Source organism: Leptospira sanjuanensis (genome assembly GCF_022267375.1).
Lineage (GTDB): Bacteria > Spirochaetota > Leptospiria > Leptospirales > Leptospiraceae > Leptospira > Leptospira sanjuanensis.
The window spans coordinates 2,801,645-2,824,130 of record NZ_JAIZBH010000001.1; the positions used below are offsets into that span (position 1 = coordinate 2,801,645).

Sequence of the window (22,486 nt, forward strand, 5' to 3'; positions counted from 1 at the left end):
AATAAGAATGAAACGCAAAACTGTTTTAATCACGGGAACTTCTTCCGGAATCGGAAAAGCGGCGGCAAAACATTTCCAAGCAAAAGGTTGGAACGTGATCGCGACGATGAGAAATCCGGAAAAAGAAACGGAACTGAGAAATCTTCCCAATCTTCTTTGCACAAAACTCGACGTCACCGACGGACAGAGCATCGACAAAGCGATCGCGGAAGGCATCAAAGCGTTCGGAGAAATCGACGTTCTAGTCAACAACGCGGGTTACGGGCTCGTCGGTCCGTTCGAAGGCGCAAGCAAAGAACAGATCCAAAGACAATTCGATACGAACGTGTTCGGCGCGATGGATGTGATTCGGAAAATTCTTCCCCACTTCCGCAAAAAAAGAAAAGGACTCATCATCAACGTCGCGTCGATGGGCGGAAGAATCACCTTCCCTCTTTATAGCCTTTATCATTCCACGAAATGGGCGCTCGAAGGTTTTACGGAATCACTTCAATACGAACTTCATCCGTTCGGAATCCGAGTTAAACTCATCGAACCGGGCGCGATCGCGACCGACTTTATCGGACGTTCCTCCGATTCCACTTCCGAACAAGCTCCGGAAGAATATAAACGATTCTCCGAAACGGTTTTCAAGAATATGGAAGACGCGATGATGACAAGCCGAAGCGAAGCGGTCGCAAAAACGATCTTTAAAGCCGCAAAAAGCTCTTCCAAACGTCTGCGTTACGTGGTCGGAATGGACGCGAAAACTCTTTTGGGATTGCGTAAATTTCTTTCCGACCGAGTCTTATTCGGGATGATGAAGTTCGCTTTACTTAGATCCGCAAAAGTCGCGGCTTAAGTTCGTCTTCAAGGAGAAAGTATGTACGGAAATCGGATTCAAAAAGTTTCATTCTTATCTTTGATCTTTCTGATCGCGATCGTCGTTTCGGTTCTTATGCAGACGGCTTGTCTGAGTTCCTTCGGCGGAACTCCCGAAGGCAAACGTCTGGAAAGAATGAAAACGTCGAAGATGTATCGGGACGGATTATTCGAAAACGATCCGTATGTGCCAATGCTCGTCGCCGGTTCTTACACCGAAATGCTCTGGAGACAATTGTTCGGAAGCGAACAAAGAATTCCTCCTGCGCCGATTCCCGTCGTTTATCCCGATCCGAAACAGTTTCCGGAGAATGCTTCGCCCGGTTTGAGAGCCATTTGGCTCGGACATGCGTCCGTTTTGGTTGAAATCGACGGAGTGAGAATTCTCACCGATCCCGTGTTTGCGGATAAGGTTTCCCCGTTCACAAGCTTCGGTCCGGAACGATTTTTTCCACCTCCGATCGCACTGGAGAATTTACCGAAGATCGACGCGGTCGTGATTTCCCACGATCACTACGATCATCTCGATATGAACACCGCCAAACGCCTAACGTCGAAAGGAACGAAGTATTTTATTCCGCTCGGAGTCGGCGCGCATCTCGAGCGCTGGGGAATTCCGGAAAGTCAAATCGTAGAACTGGATTGGTGGGAAAAAGGCAATGTCGGAAAAGTAGAGATCGTCTGTACGCCTGCGGTTCATTATTCGGGCAGAGGACTTTTTAACCGTAAGTCTACTCTTTGGTCTTCTTGGAGCGTGATCGGTCCCGAAAATAAATTCTTTCATAGCGGAGACACGGGTTATTCTCCTCATTTTGCGGAAATCGGAAAACGTCTCGGGCCGTTCGATCTGACTTCGATCAAGGTCGGAGCCTACGATTACACTTGGGAAGGAATTCACATGAATCCGGAAAAAGCCGTCCAAGCGCATCTGGATCTTAAATCGAAACGAATGCTTCCGGTTCATTGGGGAACGTTCAATCTTGCGATTCATTCCTGGGAAGAACCGATCCGCAGAACCGTCGACGCGGCAAAACCGCATTCCGTCGATCTGGTCACACCGAAACCCGGGGAAACCGTGGACGGAAGAACGGCCTTTTCTTCCGAAACCTGGTGGGATAAGGTTCGTTAAAGGAGAAATCGGCGAAAAACGGGATCATTGCAAATAATTATGATATTCTAATATTTCTTGATCTCGCTGCGAATTCCTATCCTTACGGCGTCCAAATCCGGTCTCGTTTTTTATCTTTCAGCGAATTTCGTTTTCCTCTTGAACCCATTCGGATGCGGTTTTGACCTTTGCAAAAATGTAACCGAGCGCGGATAAAAAAGAAGCGTGTACATCCGCGGCGGGAATTTTCCTTTTTTCAAAAGAGAGTTCGCGGGTTGCACAAGCGTCTCCGATCACGACAATCTCCCTAAATCCAAGATCGAAAGCCGCGCGCACCGTGGAATCGACAACCATGTGGGTCATCATTCCGTAGATCACAAGACGTTCGATTTTTCTCGATTTTAATTCTTTCTCTAAATTCGTATTCAAAAACGCGTTCACCGTATGTTTTACGAGCGTAACTTCTCCGTCGACGGGCGCGTTCGATTCCTCGAAGTTCACGCCGTCCGTTCCCGGAAAGAAAAACGTCGCACCCTTCCGAGTCGATACATGCTGCACGTGAAAAACGGGCCAATTCTTTTTCCGAAAAAAATCCAAAACGATTCTCCCTTGCAAAGCCGCCGCCTTCGCTCCCGACAGCTCGAATTTTCCTCCGGGAAAAAAATCGTTTTGTACATCCAAGATCAAAAGGGCCGTACGATCCCGATTCGTTTCGGAAGAATCCGATTTTTCTTTTCCTGCGATGCTCGCACAGGAAAAGATCCAGAAAAAAAGAATCGGAATCATTCCCGCTTTTTTGATGAAATCCATAACACCTCTCTTTCGAAACGTTTTCGAAAATTCGACGTTCCGTATAGAATGTATTATAAAGGATTCATGGTATTCTTAAAAATGATTTGTTTTAATATTTAAAATCACAAATACTGATGGAATGGAAATTTCGACTTTGAGAATCTTTCAGGAAATCGTTCGGCAGGGAAGCTTTACCCGAGCCGCCGAAAAACTTCACTACGTTCAGTCGAACGTGACGATGCGGATTCAGATTTTGGAACGGGAACTCGGAGACAAACTTTTTCAGAGAACCAAAACGGGCGTCACGCTTACTCCTAAGGGAAAGATACTTTCTGAATATGCAGAAAAAATAATATTTCTTTCCGACGAAGCACAAAAGGCGCTCTCCGGTTCCGGAGTACCCGAGGGTATGCTTCGGATCGGTTCCGGAGAGACCACCTCGTCCGTGCGTCTTCCTTCTTACATTACGAAATTTCATGCGAAATTTCCCAAGGTTCAACTTTCGATCGTTCCGGGGAATACGGGAGATCTGCTTCAAAGTATTCTCCGCAGAGAATTGGACGGTGCGTTTTTGTATGACGACTTTTCCCATCCCGAAACCGCCGCGTATCCAGTCTTTACGGAAACCCTCAAGGTCGTAGCTCCTAAAGGATTCAAAATGAAAAAGCCATTCGACTCGTTTCAGGAAAATCGATCGATCCTCGTTTTTAAACCGGGCTGCATTTTTCGAAATCGTCTGGAACGATGGCTCTTTGCCCAAAAGGCCGGACCGGTTCATGCGGTGGAATTGAATTCCATGGATGCAATTCTGTCCTGTGTCATGGCGGGAATGGGAATTTCCCTTTTGCCGGAATCGATCTTAAAATCGAGGAAATCGGAACGTTTCGTTCAGAGCGTCTCGATCCCAAAGGAATTCTCGCAAGTGAAAACCTACTTTGTGCTCCGTAAGGACGTTACACCGACCAGCGCTCTGAAAGAATTTCGGGATGGGCTGCTTTCTTCGACGGCCTGACCTCCCTTTACTCCGCCGTACTGGAGATTTTCCCGGAATAACGGCCGGAGTTCCGTCCACTTCTCCCTGTTCCAGGGTTCCCCGAACCCGGAAGAAATACCTTGACTCATAGTGCGCCGCCAAAAAACTGGTCATAGATTGTGCGTTGCACAAATTTGAATCTACGGAGGCATCCAGTGAATTTTCGCAAGATGACCCGATTTCGTTTCCGGTATTTACTTTGGTTGCTCTTACCTTTGAGCTTCCAACTGCTTCTCGCACCTCTTGCAGGTGCTCTCCATCAGAAAAAGATCGTCGTGGACGAAGAATCCATAGAATTAGAGGCCATTCAGGCTTATATTGCGGAGGTCCGACCTTCTCTCTCCGCTGAATCGCTCCAAAAACTCTCCCAAGTCATTCTTCAGGAATCCAGAAGGCTGGATTTAGAGTCCTGCACTTTTCGTTGTTCCGACACGGACAAGGTCAGCCTGCTCATCGGGTTGATCCACCTGGAATCCGAATTCAAGGCTACGGCCCGTTCTCCGAAAGACGCACGCGGCTTCATGCAAATCATGCCCGCGACTGCGAGCTGGCTTTCCAGAAAAGAAGGCTGGCGAATCGACCTAAACGATCTCCACAAACCCGAAGTCAACATTCATCTCGGAGTTTCCTATCTGAACTACCTTTTGGAATTGAGAAAAGGTGACACACCGAAAGCGCTTCTTTCTTATAACGCAGGCCCAGGCGCCGTGGATCGTTGGGGAGGAGTTCCCAAATACAACGAGATCATTCTTTCTAACCAGACGCGTTATCTCGAATTGAGAGAACAAATCTCGAACTCAGTTCCCTAAGTAATCGAGAACTCTTGCAAGCCTCGATTGGCTTGCAGGTGCTTCCGCGAACGGCAACGATCGCTTTGTCGGAAAAACTACGCGGCCGCCCCATCATAAAAGGACGTTTTTTTCAATATCTAAAAAATCCGAAAAGTGGAGGAACTCCGGCCGCTTTCCTTTACGGAACCCAATCCGATTTGTTAAAATACTTATCCTCCATTTCGCGCAAAACACCCGAACGATTCAGCTCCGAAAGAAAGAATTCAAAATTGCGAATCAATACGAGATCTCCGGAGGGAAACGCCGCACTGATATCCTCTCTTTGCACGGGTTCCAAAAGAGGTCGGAAGTTGGACGCGATCGATTTGTCCTTCAACAACAACCCCTTGATGTAAAAAGAATCCGCAACAAGGCAATTCGCGGTTCCGTTTTTAACGGCTTCCCAAGCGGAAGGTGTATCCCCGTACGTAAAGATCCGATTGTTCTTAAACTTCTTGAGAAGATATTCGTGCCGATTCGAAAAGGATCGCACCGCAAACGTAACGCCGCTTACATCCGCGAGATCCAAAATATTTCGAAAACTTTGTGTCGTGATGATATTTCCTTCCGGAGGAGGAGGAAGAGAAGTTTTTCGAATCAATGCCGCCGGAGTCGAAATCAAATACGCGGCGCTGAACTTCACGCGTTTGGATCGTTCGATGTTGCTTGAAATTCCGGACAAGGCCATGTCCGCTTCCTTCTTTTTGATCGCATCCGCAAACTCGTTGAATTCAGGATATGGAACGAAAGTGAATTTCACTCCTAAAAAATCCGCGTATGCCTTTCCGAGTTCGTAATCAAAACCGGGATATCCTTCCTTTGCATTCGGAACATAAAAGGGTTCGTCCGCCGGATTTCCGGCAACCTTCAATTCCCCCTTTTCCAAAATTTCCTTGAGTCGCGAAGAATTATAAAACTTGAATGTAGCTTCCTGCGCCTTAACGGGAGAATGCTCCGCTCCGCCGATCGACAAAACGGCCGCCGCGGAACTCAAAAAGAGAAGTTTGACGATCCGGTTCGTCCCGACCCTGTCCAACGATTTACGGAACTTGGACGGAACTCCGGCCACCTTTCCCCGTATCATTTTCGAAAAAAAAATCTCCGAACTCCCTTGTCCGTTTTCGACGGATTTGTTGATCCTTTTTTTTGCAAAGGTTCCGACAAAGAATCCGAAAAAAGATCGACTCATGGAACTCATCCTCAGTCCGTCTGCAGTTCTAAAAGATTTTTATAATATTCTAAACTTTCCGGGTTGCTCAACGCCTCTTTGTTGGTGACGGGTTCGCCTTGAACGGTGCGTTTGACCGCGATCTCGACCTTCTTCATGTTGATCGTATACGGAATATCGGGAACCGCGATGATTTTGGAAGGAACGTGCCGCGGTGAAACCTTGTCCTTGATTTCCTTTTTTAATTTTTGAACGAGAGAATCGTCCAAATTCTGCCCCGGAACCATCTTCAAAAAAAGAACGATTCTCACGTCCTCTTTCCAATCCTGACCGATAATGACCGAATCGGCGATTGACGGAAAGGTTTCGATCAAGCTGTAAAGATCCGCGGTTCCGATTCTTACCCCGCCCGGATTGAGAGTCGCATCCGATCTGCCGTAAACGACGAGGCCTCCGTTCTTTTTCAACTCCGCAAAATCTCCGTGACACCAAACGCCGGGGAACGTTTCGAAATAAGCGGACTTATACTTTTTCCCTTCCGGATCCTTCCAAAAATACAAAGGCATCGAAGGAAACGGTTGTTTGCAAACAAGTTCTCCTTTTTCTTCCGTGACCGATTTTCCAGCCTCGTTCCAAATCTCCACGTCCATTCCGAGGCCGCGGCATTGAATCTCGCCTTCGTGAACGGGAATATTCGGATTTCCTAATGCAAAACAACCGTTGAGATCGGTTCCTCCCGAAATCGACGAAAGCTGCAGATCCTTTTTCCAAGCTCGATACACGTATCGGAACCCGGCCCCGGTCAGCGGAGAACCCGTCGATAATACGGCGCGCATCGGAGTCAGATCCAAACCCTTCGGTTGAAAATCCGACTTTTCCAAAGTGAGAATGTATTTAGCACCCACTCCGAAAACGTTGATTTTTTCCTCAGCGGCGATCTGAAATAGAATCTCAGGTCCGGGATGAAACGGATTTCCGTCGAACAAAACGACCGTCGCGCCGACAGACAAAGAACTTACGAGCCAGTTCCACATCATCCAACCGCATGTCGTATAATAAAAAATCCTTTCTCCCGGTTTGAGATCGCAGTGAAGAACCAATTCCTTCCAGTGATTGATAAAAACTCCCGCGCCTTGCACCATACATTTCGGAAGCCCAGTCGTCCCGGAAGAATACATGATGTAAACCGGATGATCGAAACCGGTCTGATAGAATTCAGGCTCGGCTCCGAAATTCTCCGTAAGAATACTTTCGAAAAGATGAATATTCTTTTTCGGATAATCGGAAGGCAACGCGGTATTCGTACGATCTTTGAAATGCAGAATTCCCTTTTTGTAATCCGATACGATCACCGCTTCCAGAGAAGGAATCGACTCCAGGATCTGTGTTAGATTTTCCGCAAGAGAAAGATCCTTTCCTTTAAACGCATAACGGTCCGTAGTAAACAGAACCTTCGGTTCGATTTGTCCGAATCGATCCAAAACTCCTTTCGCTCCGAAATCGGGAGAACAAGAACTCCAAATCGCTCCGATCGAAGTCACCGCGAGCATCGCGATCACGGTCTCGGGAACGTTCGGCATCAGGCCCGCAACGCGATCGCCCGGTTTGACTCCTCTTTGTTTCAGATCCTTCGCAATCGCTCCCACGTAGCTATGCAATTCCGCATAACTGATCTCGCGTTTGGAACCGTCCTCTCCTCGATAAATCAGAGCGGGAAAGGAATCTTTTCTCCGCAGAAGGTTTTCCGCAAAATTCAGTTTTGCTCCGGGAAAAAATCGGGAATCGGTGAAATTCTCCGCTTTGCGATAGGGAGTTTCGTATTTCCCGGAATGAACGACTTCGGAGAATTCCCAAATACTTTCCCAGAACGCCCCTATGTCCTTTACGGACCAGGCTCTCAGTTCTTCAAACGAGGACAGAGAAAGATTCTTTTTGTCTTTTAGAAATTTTTGATAACGGACTAGATTGGATGATTCGATTCGATCCGAGGAAGGCGCCCATAGCTCTTGATGCATAAAAACTCGATTCTATTTTTTTTCGGTCTCTATTACATTTTTTTCGAAGGGTCGGGTCAACATGAATTTTGATTGAGAAACAGAACACGTCCAATATGTTTAGAAAAAATAAATCCGAGAAAGCCATTGAACTCATTCGAACACATTCACTTTGCCGAAATCATTCTGATCGTATCCGGAATTCTCTACACACTGCACGGATTGATTCACCAATTGATCGTCGGAGCGGCGGTCGGTTTCTTTCAGTTTCCGGACGAAAGACAATCCCGTTTGATCCTAATGATGTGGATTACCACGGGTGCGTTTATGAGCTTCTTAGGATTTCTTCCCCCGGCATTGATTTTATTTTTCGGTCCGCAGCCTCCGGTTCTCGCGGCTTTGATTACCGAAGCGATCGCTGTGGGATTTTTAACGCTTCACATTTATCTTTCGGGTTATCGCACACACCCGCAACCGGTTAAGATCGGATTCTTTTTCAGCCTTGCATTTACGATCGTTTTGGCGGGTTATTTGGTGAGTTTACGGGTTTGAAAGAATTTCAAACACCCGCCACCGGCTTGAAATTCTATTTGTGCGAAACTTTTAAGACACTATCCATTGACAACAAAAATCCGATTCCAAGTTTAACGATGTATTCCTTCATTTTTTATTCTGCGTTGTAAGATCTCCGTTTCCGAGTAAAAGTCCAGGAACGCTAATGTCCTCATCCAGTCCATCCCAATGAAGACCGATTCCTCCTCCGCTGATTTCATATCGTTCTAATTGTTCTTTGTTCGCCTTGCGTAATCTGGGAAAGTAAGCAAGCGGGACTGCTAAAGTTCTACCGTCATACAGAGATAACCAAAGGTTATCGTCATCAAACCAAATTTTTTGAGCTTTTGCCTCAGTTACCGAAGAAATCATTCCATTTACCCTGAATCAGATCCAAATTTTTTTCAATCTCTTCTTCCATCCAATTTAACTCTTTAGAATGAAATCCGTAATTGTCTTCCAATCTTACGTTTGGCCTAAGCCAAAATTTTGCTAATTTTTCCCCTTTTCTCACATGAATGTGGACCGGTTCTCGAGGATTTCCTTCGTTTGCAAAGAAAAAGAATTTATAACCGTTTTTTTCAAAGACCTTCGGCATTCAACTACTATAGCCGAGAGTTTATTTCAAGCAATCAATAAACTATTTATATGTTTAGTATCATTGATTCGATCGCGACCGGGCAAAATCTCATTCAACATTTATAATAATAAGGATTGCAGAAGACAGTCGTTGCTACTTGAACATGAATCTACTCGTTCAGCATTCTTTTCAACATTCCGCTAAATATTCGAAAGCTATAATTTTCTAAATCCGAATTCCAAGATAGATGCACTGAATCGATCGTTTTCCTTCGCACTCAATTTGCGTTCTTTGCGACTCGGAACGAAGAGAAAACAATCGACGTATCGATCTTTATAAGCGTCGCCGTCTTTGATGGAAAAATGAATTTCTAAAAATATTCTTCCATTTTTAACGACGCTTTTATACTGAATTTCTTTATGATATTCTCCGTTTAGCTTAACGGAAATGATCGAAGCATATCTGGAGGGAAGAGAATCATTCCCGCCAAGAACGATTTGATAATCGCCTTTTTCTTTCGTTTCCAATCGGGTCGTGATTCGTAAATTATCGGCGACGCTAAAATTCATATAAAACGGATAATCGGAAGCGACTTCGTATTTTTGTCGCTCCTCTTCGCTCGATATTTGTTTTACGGAAAACAAATAAACGAAAAGAAGATTCAGGAAAAGGTAAATTCCGTTCATAAGTTCTCCACAAAAAAGCGATGGCCCGTAACGTCACAAAATTCAGCGGAACGCTCTCTTGGGATCGGGTTCCAAATCCTCCGGCAATAGCGCCGCAACCATTCGCTTGTTACGGAAACGATGATTTTCCAACTTCCTTGGAAGCCAACGCGACGCTCCGCTGCCTTTTGGCAATCTCGTTCACTATAACGTGACCCGTAGGAAGCGTTATTGAGTTTTCTCACTCGATCGGCTCGAAATAGGCTAGGTTCTCGGGACCTTCGTGGATGACAATCCGGTCGACTTTGCCGCCTGCCGAATGTACGTTTTCTTTGAGATAATGATAAAACCATCGGGCGATATTTTCGGATGTCGGATTGATCGTTTTAAATTCTTCCAAATCGTTGATGAGAATGTGGTCTAACTTTCCGACCAGCTCTTTGAGCTTTTGTTTGGAAGTAAGGAAGTCGAAGCTGATCCCGTCCTCTCCGATATTCTTTTTCCCCGAAAGGTATAACTCGACTTTCCAGGAATGTCCGTGGATCGGCTCGTCCGAACCATCGGGGAAATATTTATAGAGAAAATGAGAGGATTCGAAACGTTCCTCGATTCGAATGTAAAATCTTCCTGATTCTTCAAAAAACATAGCTCTTGACTTTCTTTCCCAGGTCTATATATTGGAAGCAGCTGCAACTTCGAGGCGGTTTCGGTTCGACGAGACGGCACTCGATTTATTTTTCGCGGTTTGCAGAAGCAAAATATCCGTATCGTTTGAATTCGAGTGCGGTATTTTAGTGATAGGAGATATTCAATGACAGAAGTGGTCAAGCCAAGATTTTATAAGGAAATGACTGTAGGTGAGGCTATGGCTGTTCACCCGGAAGCGGGGCTCGTTTTTTCAAGCTACCATTTAGGCGGTTGCTCGCACTGCTCCATCAACGAACTGGAAACGATCGAGCAAGTTTGTATGGGGTACGGTGTGGAAGTCGACGTATTGATTGAAAGCCTGAACAATCTTCTCGAAGATTCGGAAGACTAAAAACAATCCCGGGGAAAATTCGTTTCTCCGGGGATTTTCCTTTCCTAAATCCTCCTTTTTAAAATCCTTTTTCCAATCATTCATCGTCGTAAAAAACGTTTATCGATAGCGATCTTCGTTCTATCGGTTTTCAATCAAGCTTCTCTTCTTCAGTTGTTATAGAAACGATGCGCGTGCGACTTTCCTTCTTTCTACATTCGCTACAATGGATCGGAATTTTTTGGTTCTTCGTTTTCGTTTCGTTCCTCTCCGTCGAAGCGATTCAGATAGAAGTGTTCGTTCCTTTGTGCGACGGAACTCAACTCGCGTGCGGAAAAGGAAAGGCGGGAGATGTCCGTTCACTCGAAGGAAATCTTTACTGGGGTGCGGCCTACGGCGTGGAATCTTTTTTTAAGAAGGCATCCGGCTACAAAATCGTCGAACGCAACGATGAAAGACAAGGTTCTCCCGTTTTAAGACGACTTCGAGTGGAACGAATTCCGCACAAGGGAGAACAAAAAGTTTCGATTCTATTTCATGCTTATGCGGGAGACAAGATCGACGACGCGTTAAACGATTTTTTAAATGCGAGCGCGGGAAACAGCGGATCTGATCTGATCGTATGGGCGGGTCACGATCGATTGATGGATCGTTTCCCGCCGAATTCGAAACGGTCGTCGAATTCTCCGAAACCGACCGCGGTCTTAGCTTGTGAAAGCGAAAAATACTTCGGCCCCGTTCTGCGATCGATCGGTTCAACTCCCGTCGTTTTAACGAGAACGTTCATGGCTCCCGAAGCGTATCTGATTCAAGCGTTAGCCGACACCGCCGCCATATCCGGAGTCAAAGACAAACGAGCGATTCGATCGGCGTTAGTCGATTCCTATGCAAAATACCAACGCATTTCCAAACGCGCCGCCGGAACCGTGTTTTCGAAATTGGACTAAAGTTTAAGAACTCCGCGAGCATGTTCTTCAGAATCGAATACAAACAAAAATCTATTTATTATAGACAATATTGTAGGAAGAGTCCCATCTATTTGACGGCGTATAAGCATCCCAATCCATCGCTCATCACATTCCTTCTTATCCGGATCTATAGATAATTTGAATTCATATTTTGAACAGACCAATTCTTCGGCAATTTTTCGCGAAGTTTCCGCTCCATTGAAATCAGCCCGATTAAAGGCGGCATTCCGATATTCAACAGCTATTTTACGAAAACGTTCTTTGTTTTGCATTATTTCGCGTATGATCGAAATCTTATTTCGAAACCACTGTTTCACTTCGGCATCGTATATTTTTTGCATATTCGGATTTCGGAGATAAGAATCACGATCATCCAATATTTTTTTGAATAATAGAACTATCCCGGAAGGATTATAAAAAACGAAAAAACTGCCGTTCGGTAATTTTTCGATCTTTGTAATAAGAGAGACGCCGATCAGAGTTTGCGTTGCGGAACCGAGAATCTTAGCGTCTTCGAAATTCCAGTGCAACAAAGCGTCTTGAAAACAGATCGGATTGTTGCAACGGCTTGCATTAAGACTGAAACCAGACTCTTCCAGTAGAGCGAATACCAACGCACTTTTTGCAAACATCCAAGAAGGATCGTTGCCTAAAAATTCCCACAAAGGATCTTGCTTCGATCTTCCGATAAAATCCTGTAGTGAAGCAGAAAATTTAGATTCTTTAGCAAAGCCGGCAAATCCAAAGACGACAATAAAGATTACTGCGAATATTTTCGTAATATTCTTTTGAATCATAATAAGGTCCTATCCGTTCAAACATAAACCCCGGACGTTTACGAAGCGGCGGGAATGTAGTAATACCGAACTCCGGCCTTTCTGAAATAATGGCGGATGCGATTGTCTTCGCTTCGAATCTCCGCGTTTTCCAGAGGTTTGAGACCTTTGCGGAACGTTCCTTCGTTGATCTGAAGTATTTCGCCTAACGTATCAAAGCGGTAGAATTCCAAACCGGTTTCTCGCTTTAAAACGAGCAAGTTCATCGTAAGAAAACTTTCGTTTCGATATTCCTCTTCGGAAAGTCCGTATACGAACGCGCTCGGAAAAATTCTGTAAACGGAGCCCTTGTATTCCACCGTGTTTTTTCTACGATCCAAATCCTTGAGAATGGTATAAGAAGAACGATCCGTGATAAAGTAAATCGTTCCGCAGCGAAACGTAATGTACTGATTTCCTTTTTTACCCGTAGCGGAAGGAAGCACGACTCCGGACGAAATCATATCGCCGGGAGAATAATGATGTTCGGCAATTTTTCCGAGACGGTTGCGTAAGGATTCGTCGAGGAATTCCACCGAATCGGTTCGTTTCATTTTTCCGAGCTGATGAAAGATTCGATCGAACTCGTTTTTTTCGTAACCTTTGTTGCGTACGAAGGTATCGAGCTGCTTCTTGAGGGTTTTCAGTCGAATCTGAAAATAAGGAGAATCGTTTTTCCCGGCGAGATCGAACATCTCGTCCCACAGAGTTTCGAGTTCCCGGATCTCGTCCTTTTGATCGAAGGTCTTTTTTTCGACCTCTTCCAAAATGCTTTCGAATTTATGTTTTAAATCGAAAAAGAATCGGGAATCTCTAACCGGGTCCATACGCGTATTTTTATTATCGGACGTTATATCGTTTTTTTCAACGGGAGAATTTTTAGAAAACGACGCGCCCTAAACTTAGTTCGCGTGTTTTCTACTCTTGATGGAAAGAATGATTCCGACCGCGGTCATGGACATGATCAAGTGCGACCCTCCGTAACTCATAAACGACAGCGGAATTCCCGTGACAGGCATAAGACCGATCACGATTCCGATATTGATCGCCATGTGATAGAAAAGAAGCGCGACGATCCCCGATGCGAGAAGAGATCCGAATCGATCCTTACTTTCATAACTGATCTGAAGTCCGCGCAACGGAATCGAAAATAAAAAGAACAACAAAAACACCGAACCTAAAAATCCGGTTTGTTCCGCCCAAGAGGCGAAGATAAAGTCCGTGCTGGATTCGGGAACGTGAGGAATTCTTCCCTCCGTCATCTCTGCGTTCATCAAACCTTTACCGAAAAATCTTCCGGATCCGACCGCGGGTTTGGACGCGCGCAATTGATAACCGGCGCCTTGTTTGAATTCTTCCGGATTTAAAAAGGCCGTCAAACGAACGACCTGATTTTCGCGGAACGGAACCGTCTTCATCACGACGACCGCCGAGATCAGACTGATCCCCAGAATCCCGAGGGGAATATAATATTGTCGTAATGTTCTGCTTCCTCTCGCGATTCTGATTCCCACCATCACGAGACTCGCGATCAAAAAGATCGCTCCGAACGTCAAAAGAAGTTTTTGATTGGATAGAATCTTAAAGAAAAATCCGCCCTCCACTTCGACGACTTGATCGACCACTTCCTTCAACGCGTTGAGCGTCTTCGGAGTGAGGTTCGCCGCTTTTAGATCCTTTCCGTCGAGAGCGAGCCAAATCTTTCCTCCGAGTCTGTTGACCACGGATAAAAGATCCGTCTTTCCGGTTCTTTGCAGAAAGTCGGAGATGTCGTTTATCAAAGTTAGTCTGGAATACTCGACGAACATAGGAACCATCAACGTGATTCCTCCGAACGCAAGCAAGGATCCTATATGGAGAATGTCCGCTCCGCCGAGAAAGAGCATCGTAAAAAGAATCGGCAGAAACGAAACCGCGGTCCCAAAGTCCGGCTGCAATAGAATGAAGATCATCGGTACGATCACGATCACGAATGGAATCGAAAGAACCACGAGATTTTTCATGTCCTTCTCTTTTAAGACCATAAACTGACCGAGAAGAATCACAGTGGACAACTTCGCAAACTCGGAGGCCTGAATCCCGATCGGTCCTATCTTAAGCCAAGAACGCGCCCCTCTTCCCGATGGAAGATGCCCGATCCCCGGTATCAAAGTGATCATCAGTAAAAAGACGGTAAAGACGTAAATCACTACGGCGTAAGCGCCTAACAACTGATAGTTGACTCGGGATACGAAATACATGATCACAAGACCGATGATGAAGTAAAAAAGCTGACGATACCACTTCCCGGGTCCGTCCTCGAAATTGACTTCCTGACTGTACAGAGTCAAAACGCTGCAAAGGACGACGATTACGACGGAGATCACCAAAAAGTAATCGATCTTTTCAATGGACTTATCTGGCTTCAAGCGTTCCCTCCTGTCCCGTCGACGGCAATGAAGGCGGAGCCGCTATATCCTGCGATTTTTTGAATGTTCCCGGCGGAAACGCCGCGTGAAACATTTCTCTCGCAACCGGTGCGGCTCCCGCGGCCCCACCGACTCCGTATTCCACGAACACAACGATTAACACCTGTTCGCTGGCGGGCGCGTTTGCGGGCGCGTAACCCACGAACCAAGCGTGGTTGGAACCGGACGCCCCTCTTCTTCTTGTCTGAGCCGTTCCCGTTTTTCCCGCGATATCGGGTAAGAACGGTTTGTTTAAAACGTAGGCGGCGGTTCCGCTTTTGACCACGAGTTTCAATCCTTCTTTGATCGCTTCTACCGAGGATTGATTGATCGGAATGTCTCTTAATATTTGCGGGGTCGTTCTGTTGATGATGGAGTTGTCGACCGGATCTCGGATCTCGCTCACAACGTACGGTTGATAGATCTGTCCTCGATTGAGGAGTCCCATATAAAACAGCGCCATCCCCATCGGGGTAGAAGAGATAAATCCCTGACCGATCGACAAGTTGATCGTGTCCCCGTCGAACCACTTCGTTCCGTATGTTCTCTTCTTCCAAGCGGAGGAAGGAACGAAGCCGGTGATCTCGCCCGGAAGATCGACCTTGGATTTGTTTTCCAATCCGAAAAGACGGGAATAATTTAAGATGGCATCGGAACCGAGTTTATATCCGAGATTGTAAAAATAAACCGAACAGGATTTCTGAAGCGCGTGTGCGAGATCGTTGGTTCCGTGACCGCCTTTTTCCCAACATAGAAAGACCTGATCGGGAACTCCCGCAAACGTGGACTTTAGAACAAAACTTCCGTTGCAGGAATAAGAAGTTTCCGGAGTATAACCGATCTTGTGCTGGCTTTCGAGCGCGGCAAGAGCGACTAACGTCTTGTAGGTCGACGCGGGAGGAAACTTGGATTGAATCGCGAGATTCAAAAAACCTCCGTTGTCCTTTACGCGTTTGAAATGTCCGGTTCGATCCGCTTTGTTCTTACCCGAAAGGATATTCGGATCGTAACTCGGATTGGAAGCCATCGCGAGAATTTCGCCTGTGGCGACCTTGATCGCGATCGCGGTTCCTCTGCTTCCTTTGAGCGCTTTGTGCGCTGCGATCTGAATGTCCTTATCGATGGTAAGAATTAAATTATTGCCGGGAGAGGAATGTTCGACTACGCGTTCTTCTTCGATGTTTCCTTCGGAGCTTCGTTTTTGAATTCGAAATCCGTCCACGCCCCTGAGTTCGGAATCGTATTCCAATTCGAGTCCGTTCTTTCCGAGATATTGATACGACTTGATTTCTCCGGCCACGAGATCGTCCCTTGTCGGCTTTCCGATATAACCGGTGACGTGCGCAAGAGCCGGTCCCATTTTGTAGATCCTTCTCGGAGAAGGAAGCAGAATGATATATTTTGATATATTATCGAATACTGATATTCTTTCCTGTTGAGCGGTGGTGATTCCTTCGAGCAAAACGATCGGTTTTTTGGATTTGAGATTTCTCGAAAAACGAGGTTCGATCAGTTCGTCTTCGTAATACGAAATCGGAATCGAAAGAGTTCTCGCAAACTCGTGAATAAACGCTTTCGTCGCGGCGGGATCGTATTTGAATAAGGAAGTGTTTAATACCGCATCCAAGGAAGAATAGTTCGAAACCAATGCCATCGAAGTTTCCGGCGTAAGAAAGTTCCGATCGAACATCTGACCGCGGGCTGCGGGCATAATCTCGCTCTTACGAACGAACTTTTCGGCTTTGAGCGCGTTGTCCGTTCCGTTGAAGATCTGCAGATTGAAAAGCTGAAAGATAAACGACGCGAGCGTAAATACTACGAGACCCGAAAAGATATAAAGGCGAAGACGGAAACTTCTTTCAAGACGGTATTCCGACGCAGACTGAGCTCCGCCTAACAACTTACGCGTCCCCCATGTGATCCAATTGATAGATCCAGGTTAGCGCGTAAAAGAACGCGGGAGCGATGAGAGCGTTAAAAAGAGAAGTGAAGAATAAGGAATAACTCATGTTCTCGTGAAAGAACAACGAGAAAAGATAATACGTCGCGACTCTCGTAACGAACGTGATCAAAAGAGAATAGATCGTGATCGAAAGATAATTCTCGTGATACGCGGAACGGGCAAATTTCCCGACCAAATATCCGATCAGACAAAACGTCAAAGAATGCAAACCGATTTTATACGTAACCACGTTCCCGGCGGCGATTTCTCCTCCTAACCCTGAGTCCGTCAAAAGACCTCCGAAAAATCCGATCCATAGACCGTAGAGCGGACCTCTTCGGAGCGCGAAAAAAAGCACGAGAAGAATCATAAAGTCCGGTTTGATCGCGGAGCCGATCTCGAACAGATTCGAGCCGTTCAAAAAGTGCGCGATTAGAATTCCGACGGCGATAACGAGTTTTTCTAAGATCATTGTAAGTCGTCCTCGCTCGGTGCGGCGGAAGGATTTTTAGGCGCGTTGGTCTGCGGCTTATTGCCGTTAGGCGAAAGAGGATTTTTGGATTGATTCTCTTTTTGACGATCCTCTCCCGGATAATTGAGTTCTCCGAAATACGGATTTTCGATCGTGATGTTTTGTCCTTCCGGCCAAGTCTCGAGCCATTTTTCCGGCAGCTTGAGAATGATCGTTACGCTTTCGAGCATCTCGAAACGAACAAACGGTTTTAAGAATGCGCTCTTGAAACTTCCGTTTCTGGGTCCCTCTTCCGTGATAAGTCCGACGGGAATTCCCGCGGGAAAAACGCCTCCTCCTCCGGAAGTATAAACCGGTTTCCCGATTTTACTCAAGGACTCCGTGTATTGGATCATCTCGCTCGGTCCCATCGGATATTCTCCGAAGACTCTCGGATCGATGATGATTCCGCTGTCGATATAGTTCAAGAGAGCTTCCGTTCCCCTTCCCGAGTTTCCGGAAAGATTGGCCCAAAGATTCGTTTCGGGCATCGAAACTCCCATGTTGAAGTTGGAGTTGATGATCGGTTGTACGACAGCCGATCCACCAGTGACGGCGATCACTTTCCCGACAAGCGCCTCGATAATCGCGCCCTTTTGATCCACGGCCCTTGCGGTCACGGGCATGTAGGGCTTGAGTCCCGCGTCCGCGCCCTTATCGATGATGATGGTTCTATAAATCGAGTTCAAACGAACCGACAAAACTTCGGCTTTGATGCTCGCGTATTTTTGTCTGCTTTGAAAGCGGAGTTCTTTGCGGAGAGAATCGTTTTCGCGGTTCGCTTTTTCCAAATCCTGAGGAAGAAGTTTGTAATCTTCCATGACCGCAACGCATGAATCCCTTTCCTTGCGGACGGTTTCAAATGATTCTAACTTGTTATAAGCGCCTTTGAAAAATCCACCGAAGGAATCGATGGAACCCGAAACGATGTCGCCCACTCTTTGAAAGCTGGCGATTCCACGGACGATCACATTGCTTCGGAACGTTAAGGAAAGAATGGAGAATAAAACGCAAAATAGGAGTGAGACCGTCTCTTTACTTCGGCTGAGCTGAAACCATAACATCGAATCTTCTTTTGCTCCCGGCCGTGGTCCGAACGATTTGACGTTCGTCCGGAGTTACGGCCCGTTTCGTACGAAACTTCTTAACGGATTCCCGGTTTGATGTATTTCAACTCGTCGAGATACTTTCCGGTTCCGAGCACCACACAAGTCAACGGGTTCTCCGCACGGAAAACGGGAACTCCGGTTTCCTTGGAAAGATACGTTTCGAGTCCTCGGAGGAGACAACCGCCTCCTGTAAGAACGATTCCTCTTTCCACGATATCGGATGCAAGTTCGGGCGGAGTTCTTTCCAGAACTCGTTTGATTCCGTCTAAGATTTCGTCTGTCGGTTCTTTGAGGGCTTTGCGGATCTCGTTGGATTCCAACTCGAGCGTTCTTGGTAAACCGGAGATCGCGTCACGACCGCGCACTTCCATCGTCTCCGCTTTCTTTTCCGGATACGCGTTTCCTATGGTGAGTTTGATATCTTCCGCAGTTCTTTCCCCGACAACCAAGTTGTATTGGTTTCTGAGATATTTGATGATTGCCTCGTCGAACTCGTCCCCGCCGGTACGAATGGATTCTGCGATTACCATTCCCCCGAGAGAGATCACCGCAATTTCGGTGGTTCCACCGCCGATATCCACGATCATGTTTCCGGCAGGTTCGTTGATCGGGATGTTCGCTCCGATCGCAGCGGCAAGCGCTTCTTCGATGAGGAAGATTTCTCTCGCTCCCGCTTGTTCCGCAGATTCACGAACAGCGCGTCGCTCTACCTCGGTAATTCCGGACGGAACTCCGATCACAATTCTCGGTTTTACGAAAGTGGTGCGGTTGTGCACTTTCGCGATAAAATAACGGATCATTTTTTCGACGGTTTCAAAGTCTGCGATTACCCCGTCCTTCATCGGACGGATTGCCACGATTTCGCCGGGCGTTCTACCCAACATACGCTTTGCTTCCTGCCCTACTGCGAGAACCTTACCGGTCGCTGCGTGAACCGCAACTACGGAAGGTTCGGAAAGAACAATCCCCTGTCCTTTTACATGCACCAGAGTATTTGCCGTCCCCAGGTCAATTCCCATATCGTTGGAAAACAGGGCATAGAGATTATCAAATATCATTTCGTGTTACCTTTCAACCGCGGAGGTTTTTTATCTTTATTATCTGTTGAAAACGGAAATTCCTGCAGAACTTTCCGCATTGGACCGGTTTCAATAATTTCAGCGGTGAGGTTCCCGGCAACCTCAAAACAAAAAAATCAGAAAACAAATTAAGCTGGATTCGATTTTAGCGAAAAAGCAATCTGTTCAACCATGGTTCAGGAAAAACCTCTCGCGGCCATCGACCTAGGCACCAATTCATTCCACATGATCATCGTTCGGGTTCGCGCAAACGGAACCTTCGAAGCCATCGCAAGAGAAAAAGAATCCGTTCGCTTGGGCAATCGACTGCAAGAAGGAGGTCCGATCGACCCGGATTCGTTTCGAAGAGGAATCGATTGTCTGAAACGATTCAAGATTCTCGCCGAAAACGCGGGAGCCGAAATCAGAGCGGTCGCTACGAGCGCGTTACGAGAGGCTTCCAATCAGGAAGAATTCTTAGAAGCCGCATACCAAGAAGCCGGTATATCCATCGATGTAGTGAGCGGCTACGAAGAAGCCCGTCTGATCTACTTCGGAATTCTTCAGGGCATCCCCGTATTCGACCGCAAGATTATGATGATCGACATCGGCGGAGGAAGCACCGAAATTCTCGTGGGCCACAGAGGAAACATACTCTTCTCCAAAAGTTTCAAGTTAGGAGCCATCCGACTTACCGAAAAATTCTTTAAGGAAGAAACACTTTCCAACTCCGACATCCGGAAGTGCAGATTGTATATTGAAGAGATGCTTCTTCCCTTCCGCAAAATCCTGCGCGATTTGAAACCCGATTTGGTCGTGGGCTCGTCGGGAACGATCCAAGCGATCGCGGGAATGATTCTCGCGTCCCGGGGAGAAACCGAGGAAGTCCCGCTGAACAACTTCTCCTTCGCAACTTCCGAATTCAAAAAGATCCGCAACCTGATTTTGGAAGCGGACACATCCAAAAAGCGCGCCAAGATCCCGGGACTCGACAGCAAACGCGCGGACATCATCGTGGGCGGAACTCTCATTTTGGAAGAAGTCTTCGATCTCGCGAACGCTCCCGCTTTGACCGTTTCGGATTTTGCGCTTCGGGAAGGAATTATCTACGACGCGATCCGAAAATGGGAACACTTCGAGAACACGGAACATTCCAAACATTTGGATGACATTCGTCAAACCGCGGTTCACAACTTTATGCGCGCCTTTTCCCGGGACGAAGAATATTCCGAGCATGTCGCCGATCTGAGTCTGCAGATTTTCGATCAACTCAAACCGCTGCATAAGCTCGGACAGGAACAACGGGAACTTTTGGAAGCGGCCTCGCTTTTGCACGAGATCGGACAATCGATCTCTCATTCCGCCTATCACAAACACAGTTATTATATGATCCGAAACTCGGAGATGCTCCTCGGCTTTACTTTTTCGGAAATCGAAATCATCGCTTTGACGGCGCGGTATCACAGAAAGAATACTCCGAAACCGAAACACAGGGAGTTCAACAAACTCGCGGAAAAGAATCAAACCTTGGTGAGTCAGCTTTCCGCAATCTTGAGAATCAGCTCCGCGTTAAACCGAAATCGGGGCGGTCTTGTTCCGACCGTAACTTGCAAGATCGAGAAGAATAAGATCCGTTTTCTGCTCAAGACGAGCAAGGGATACGATCCTACTTTGGAGATTTGGGCCGCGGAAGAACAAAAGTCCGCGTTCGAAGAAACTTTCGGCTACTCGGTGGAATTTGCGTCGGCTCCGTAACGTTGTCGCGGCCCGGGTTTTTATAATCAGGAATCGAAAAAGAATCCTTTCTGAAACGAACGAGATTTTATTCAGAAAAATAAGAGGAGAAGATTTTACAGATGGAATTCCTGGGACATCGTAACGAATCCGCTCTCGCTTTACGAAGATATGATCGAAATCCTAATCCGCATCCGAGGAAACGAAAAACTATTGGGAATTCTGATTTTAATGTCCGCGTCGATATTTTTCGGTTATCTGCTTGTCTACGCTCTAACTCGTTTTTCGTCGCATTTGAAAAAAAACGAAGCATAACGTTAAACGAAGTATCGCCGAAAAAAAAGCGAGAACGAAACTCGGACAACGGGAAAAGGGTCAAATACATTCAATATTCGGAATATTCTTTGATTAAAAAGGAGAAGGTTGTATGAATCCGAAATTCAAATTAGGAGCTTGGGTTTCCGCGGGCGTTTTTATTTTCTTATTTCTGTTTCGTCTCGCGTACGGATATGCATACGGCTCGAGGAGCGTCGGAGCGGAATTCCAGTACAATGCACAATCGGCTCCGAACGGCGAAGGCTCGTTCTACAAACAAAACATCGCATCCAAAAAAATCCGCTACGAAAACGCGGGATCTCCTCCGAAAAGCGTAGATCAGAAATACGAAAAGGTCGCGACGATCGAATCTCAATCCCCCGATCTCGAGGAAGACGAAAAGAAAGTTCGGGAGTTGATCAACAAAAGCGGATCGATCATTCAGAACGAAAACAGCTCCGGCCTGAAACAAAGAAAAAACCGAGTCGTCAAACTCGCCGTTGGCGTTCCTCCGGAGAAGTTCGACGAACTGGTCGAACAATTCAAACAGATCGGAAAAACACTGTTGTTGACGATCGACAAAAAAGACAAGACGAACGAATATAAGGATTTGCAGGCAAAAAAAGAATCCCTGTTAAAAACGCGGAACTCCTTAAACTCTCTTAAGAGCAAAGGAGGAAGAATCGACGAATTCGTGACCCTCGAAAATCGAATCCTGGAAATCGAAGACGAAATCCAAAAACTCGGAATCAGCTTGGGAGAATTCGATTCCGAAAACGAATTTTGCACCGTCTTACTCACGTTATACGAAAACAAATCCTCGGACGAGATCGGAATTCTCCATCGAATCAAGGTCGCGCTCGAATGGACGATTAAATACTATCTTCTATTGACGTTCTCCTTGTTGTTTGCGGTTTTATTGATCCACTATTCGTTTCCGCTATTGGAAAAAATCAAAAACTTGGTTACGAAAAGAATTCCCTAAG

General features: G+C 46.4%; 24 protein-coding genes. 10 read left to right on the forward strand and 14 right to left on the reverse strand.

The genetic code is table 11. The features are described from left to right. Positions 1 to 7 precede the first annotated feature (7 nt). A complete protein-coding gene (locus tag LFX17_RS12550) occupies positions 8 to 841 on the forward strand; it encodes an SDR family oxidoreductase (protein WP_238746945.1) in 834 nt (277 codons plus the stop codon). Positions 842 to 862: 21 nt separating this feature from the next. Then, positions 863 to 1,990, forward strand: a complete 1,128-nt coding sequence (locus LFX17_RS12555; RefSeq protein WP_238730555.1) for an MBL fold metallo-hydrolase — start codon at positions 863 to 865, stop codon at positions 1,988 to 1,990. A 117-nt stretch (positions 1,991 to 2,107) separates the two neighbouring features. On the opposite strand, the gene LFX17_RS12560 is transcribed toward LFX17_RS12555, so the two are convergent. After that, a complete protein-coding gene (locus tag LFX17_RS12560) occupies positions 2,108 to 2,779 on the reverse strand; it encodes a cysteine hydrolase family protein (RefSeq protein WP_238730556.1) in 672 nt (223 codons plus the stop codon). Between the two features lie 136 nt (positions 2,780 to 2,915). Here LFX17_RS12560 and LFX17_RS12565 point away from each other — a divergent pair, with 136 nt between their 5' ends. Both LFX17_RS12565 and LFX17_RS12570 read left to right on the forward strand, forming a co-directional pair. Next, positions 2,916 to 3,773, forward strand: coding sequence for a LysR family transcriptional regulator (locus tag LFX17_RS12565; RefSeq protein ID WP_238746947.1), 858 nt, complete (start codon positions 2,916 to 2,918; stop codon positions 3,771 to 3,773). A gap of 176 nt (positions 3,774 to 3,949) precedes the next feature. Continuing rightward, entirely contained in the window at positions 3,950 to 4,603 is a 654-nt protein-coding gene (locus LFX17_RS12570; RefSeq protein WP_238746948.1) for a lytic transglycosylase domain-containing protein, read from the forward strand. A 160-nt stretch (positions 4,604 to 4,763) separates the two neighbouring features. Here the strand turns inward: LFX17_RS12570 and LFX17_RS12575 are convergent, their stop codons facing one another. Both LFX17_RS12575 and LFX17_RS12580 read right to left on the reverse strand, forming a co-directional pair. Next, complete coding sequence (locus LFX17_RS12575) at positions 4,764 to 5,708, reverse strand: substrate-binding periplasmic protein (protein WP_238746950.1); 945 nt, start codon at positions 5,706 to 5,708, stop codon at positions 4,764 to 4,766. Positions 5,709 to 5,824: 116 nt separating this feature from the next. Continuing rightward, positions 5,825 to 7,807, reverse strand: coding sequence for an acetoacetate--CoA ligase (locus tag LFX17_RS12580; RefSeq protein ID WP_238746952.1), 1,983 nt, complete (start codon positions 7,805 to 7,807; stop codon positions 5,825 to 5,827). Between the two features lie 126 nt (positions 7,808 to 7,933). Here LFX17_RS12580 and LFX17_RS12585 point away from each other — a divergent pair, with 126 nt between their 5' ends. Continuing rightward, complete coding sequence (locus LFX17_RS12585) at positions 7,934 to 8,338, forward strand: hypothetical protein (RefSeq protein WP_238730561.1); 405 nt, start codon at positions 7,934 to 7,936, stop codon at positions 8,336 to 8,338. A 108-nt stretch (positions 8,339 to 8,446) separates the two neighbouring features. On the opposite strand, the gene LFX17_RS12590 is transcribed toward LFX17_RS12585, so the two are convergent. The 4 genes from LFX17_RS12590 to LFX17_RS12605 all read right to left on the reverse strand — a co-directional run bounded on the left by LFX17_RS12590 (position 8,447) and on the right by LFX17_RS12605 (position 10,229). Then, on the reverse strand, positions 8,447 to 8,710 hold the full coding sequence (locus LFX17_RS12590; protein ID WP_238746954.1) for a DUF2442 domain-containing protein: 264 nt from the start codon (positions 8,708 to 8,710) through the stop codon (positions 8,447 to 8,449). Then, positions 8,691 to 8,936 carry a DUF4160 domain-containing protein gene (locus LFX17_RS12595; RefSeq protein WP_238746956.1) on the reverse strand — a complete coding sequence of 82 codons (246 nt, stop codon included), beginning with the start codon at positions 8,934 to 8,936 and terminating at the stop codon, positions 8,691 to 8,693. The genes LFX17_RS12590 and LFX17_RS12595 overlap by 20 nt, the downstream gene beginning before the upstream one ends. Positions 8,937 to 9,133: 197 nt before the next feature. After that, on the reverse strand, positions 9,134 to 9,604 hold the full coding sequence (locus tag LFX17_RS12600; RefSeq protein WP_238746958.1) for a hypothetical protein: 471 nt from the start codon (positions 9,602 to 9,604) through the stop codon (positions 9,134 to 9,136). 220 nt (positions 9,605 to 9,824) lie between these two features. Further along, on the reverse strand, positions 9,825 to 10,229 hold the full coding sequence (locus LFX17_RS12605) for a 6-carboxytetrahydropterin synthase (protein ID WP_238746960.1): 405 nt from the start codon (positions 10,227 to 10,229) through the stop codon (positions 9,825 to 9,827). 165 nt (positions 10,230 to 10,394) lie between these two features. Here LFX17_RS12605 and LFX17_RS12610 point away from each other — a divergent pair, with 165 nt between their 5' ends. Beyond that, entirely contained in the window at positions 10,395 to 10,622 is a 228-nt protein-coding gene (locus LFX17_RS12610) for a DUF1858 domain-containing protein (protein WP_010574154.1), read from the forward strand. A 167-nt stretch (positions 10,623 to 10,789) separates the two neighbouring features. Then, the gene (locus LFX17_RS12615) at positions 10,790 to 11,548 is read left to right on the forward strand and encodes a hypothetical protein (protein ID WP_238746962.1); all 759 of its coding nucleotides are present in this window, start codon (positions 10,790 to 10,792) and stop codon (positions 11,546 to 11,548) included. Here LFX17_RS12615 and LFX17_RS12620 read toward each other — a convergent pair. From LFX17_RS12620 to LFX17_RS12650, 7 genes are all read right to left on the reverse strand, one after another. Beyond that, positions 11,545 to 12,366, reverse strand: a complete 822-nt coding sequence (locus tag LFX17_RS12620; protein ID WP_238746963.1) for a hypothetical protein — start codon at positions 12,364 to 12,366, stop codon at positions 11,545 to 11,547. The two genes, LFX17_RS12615 and LFX17_RS12620, sit on opposite strands and share 4 nt — an antisense overlap. 38 nt (positions 12,367 to 12,404) lie before the next feature. After that, positions 12,405 to 13,211 carry a hypothetical protein gene (locus tag LFX17_RS12625; protein ID WP_238746964.1) on the reverse strand — a complete coding sequence of 269 codons (807 nt, stop codon included), beginning with the start codon at positions 13,209 to 13,211 and terminating at the stop codon, positions 12,405 to 12,407. Positions 13,212 to 13,286: 75 nt separating this feature from the next. Next, positions 13,287 to 14,792 (reverse strand): rod shape-determining protein RodA, encoded by a 1,506-nt coding sequence (gene rodA, locus LFX17_RS12630; RefSeq protein WP_238730567.1) that lies wholly within the window; start codon positions 14,790 to 14,792, stop codon positions 13,287 to 13,289. Next, positions 14,779 to 16,731 carry a penicillin-binding protein 2 gene (mrdA, locus tag LFX17_RS12635; protein WP_238746965.1) on the reverse strand — a complete coding sequence of 651 codons (1,953 nt, stop codon included), beginning with the start codon at positions 16,729 to 16,731 and terminating at the stop codon, positions 14,779 to 14,781. Before mrdA ends, rodA begins: the two co-directional genes overlap by 14 nt. A 1-nt stretch (position 16,732) precedes the next feature. Further along, the gene (mreD, locus tag LFX17_RS12640) at positions 16,733 to 17,245 is read right to left on the reverse strand and encodes a rod shape-determining protein MreD (protein WP_238730569.1); all 513 of its coding nucleotides are present in this window, start codon (positions 17,243 to 17,245) and stop codon (positions 16,733 to 16,735) included. Then, the gene (mreC, locus tag LFX17_RS12645; RefSeq protein ID WP_238730570.1) at positions 17,242 to 18,348 is read right to left on the reverse strand and encodes a rod shape-determining protein MreC; all 1,107 of its coding nucleotides are present in this window, start codon (positions 18,346 to 18,348) and stop codon (positions 17,242 to 17,244) included. The genes mreD and mreC overlap by 4 nt, the downstream gene beginning before the upstream one ends. 80 nt (positions 18,349 to 18,428) lie before the next feature. Next, complete coding sequence (locus LFX17_RS12650; protein ID WP_010574148.1) at positions 18,429 to 19,451, reverse strand: rod shape-determining protein; 1,023 nt, start codon at positions 19,449 to 19,451, stop codon at positions 18,429 to 18,431. Positions 19,452 to 19,643: 192 nt separating this feature from the next. On the opposite strand from LFX17_RS12650, the gene LFX17_RS12655 reads away from it, so the two are divergent. From LFX17_RS12655 to LFX17_RS12660, 3 genes are all read left to right on the forward strand, one after another. Beyond that, a complete protein-coding gene (locus LFX17_RS12655; protein WP_238746966.1) occupies positions 19,644 to 21,206 on the forward strand; it encodes a Ppx/GppA phosphatase family protein in 1,563 nt (520 codons plus the stop codon). A gap of 69 nt (positions 21,207 to 21,275) precedes the next feature. Continuing rightward, positions 21,276 to 21,500: a DUF1361 domain-containing protein gene (locus LFX17_RS21020; RefSeq protein WP_406600704.1), complete on the forward strand. Its 225-nt coding sequence runs from the start codon at positions 21,276 to 21,278 to the stop codon at positions 21,498 to 21,500. 112 nt (positions 21,501 to 21,612) lie between these two features. Next, a complete protein-coding gene (locus LFX17_RS12660; RefSeq protein WP_238746967.1) occupies positions 21,613 to 22,485 on the forward strand; it encodes a DUF4349 domain-containing protein in 873 nt (290 codons plus the stop codon). Position 22,486: the final 1 nt, after the last annotated feature.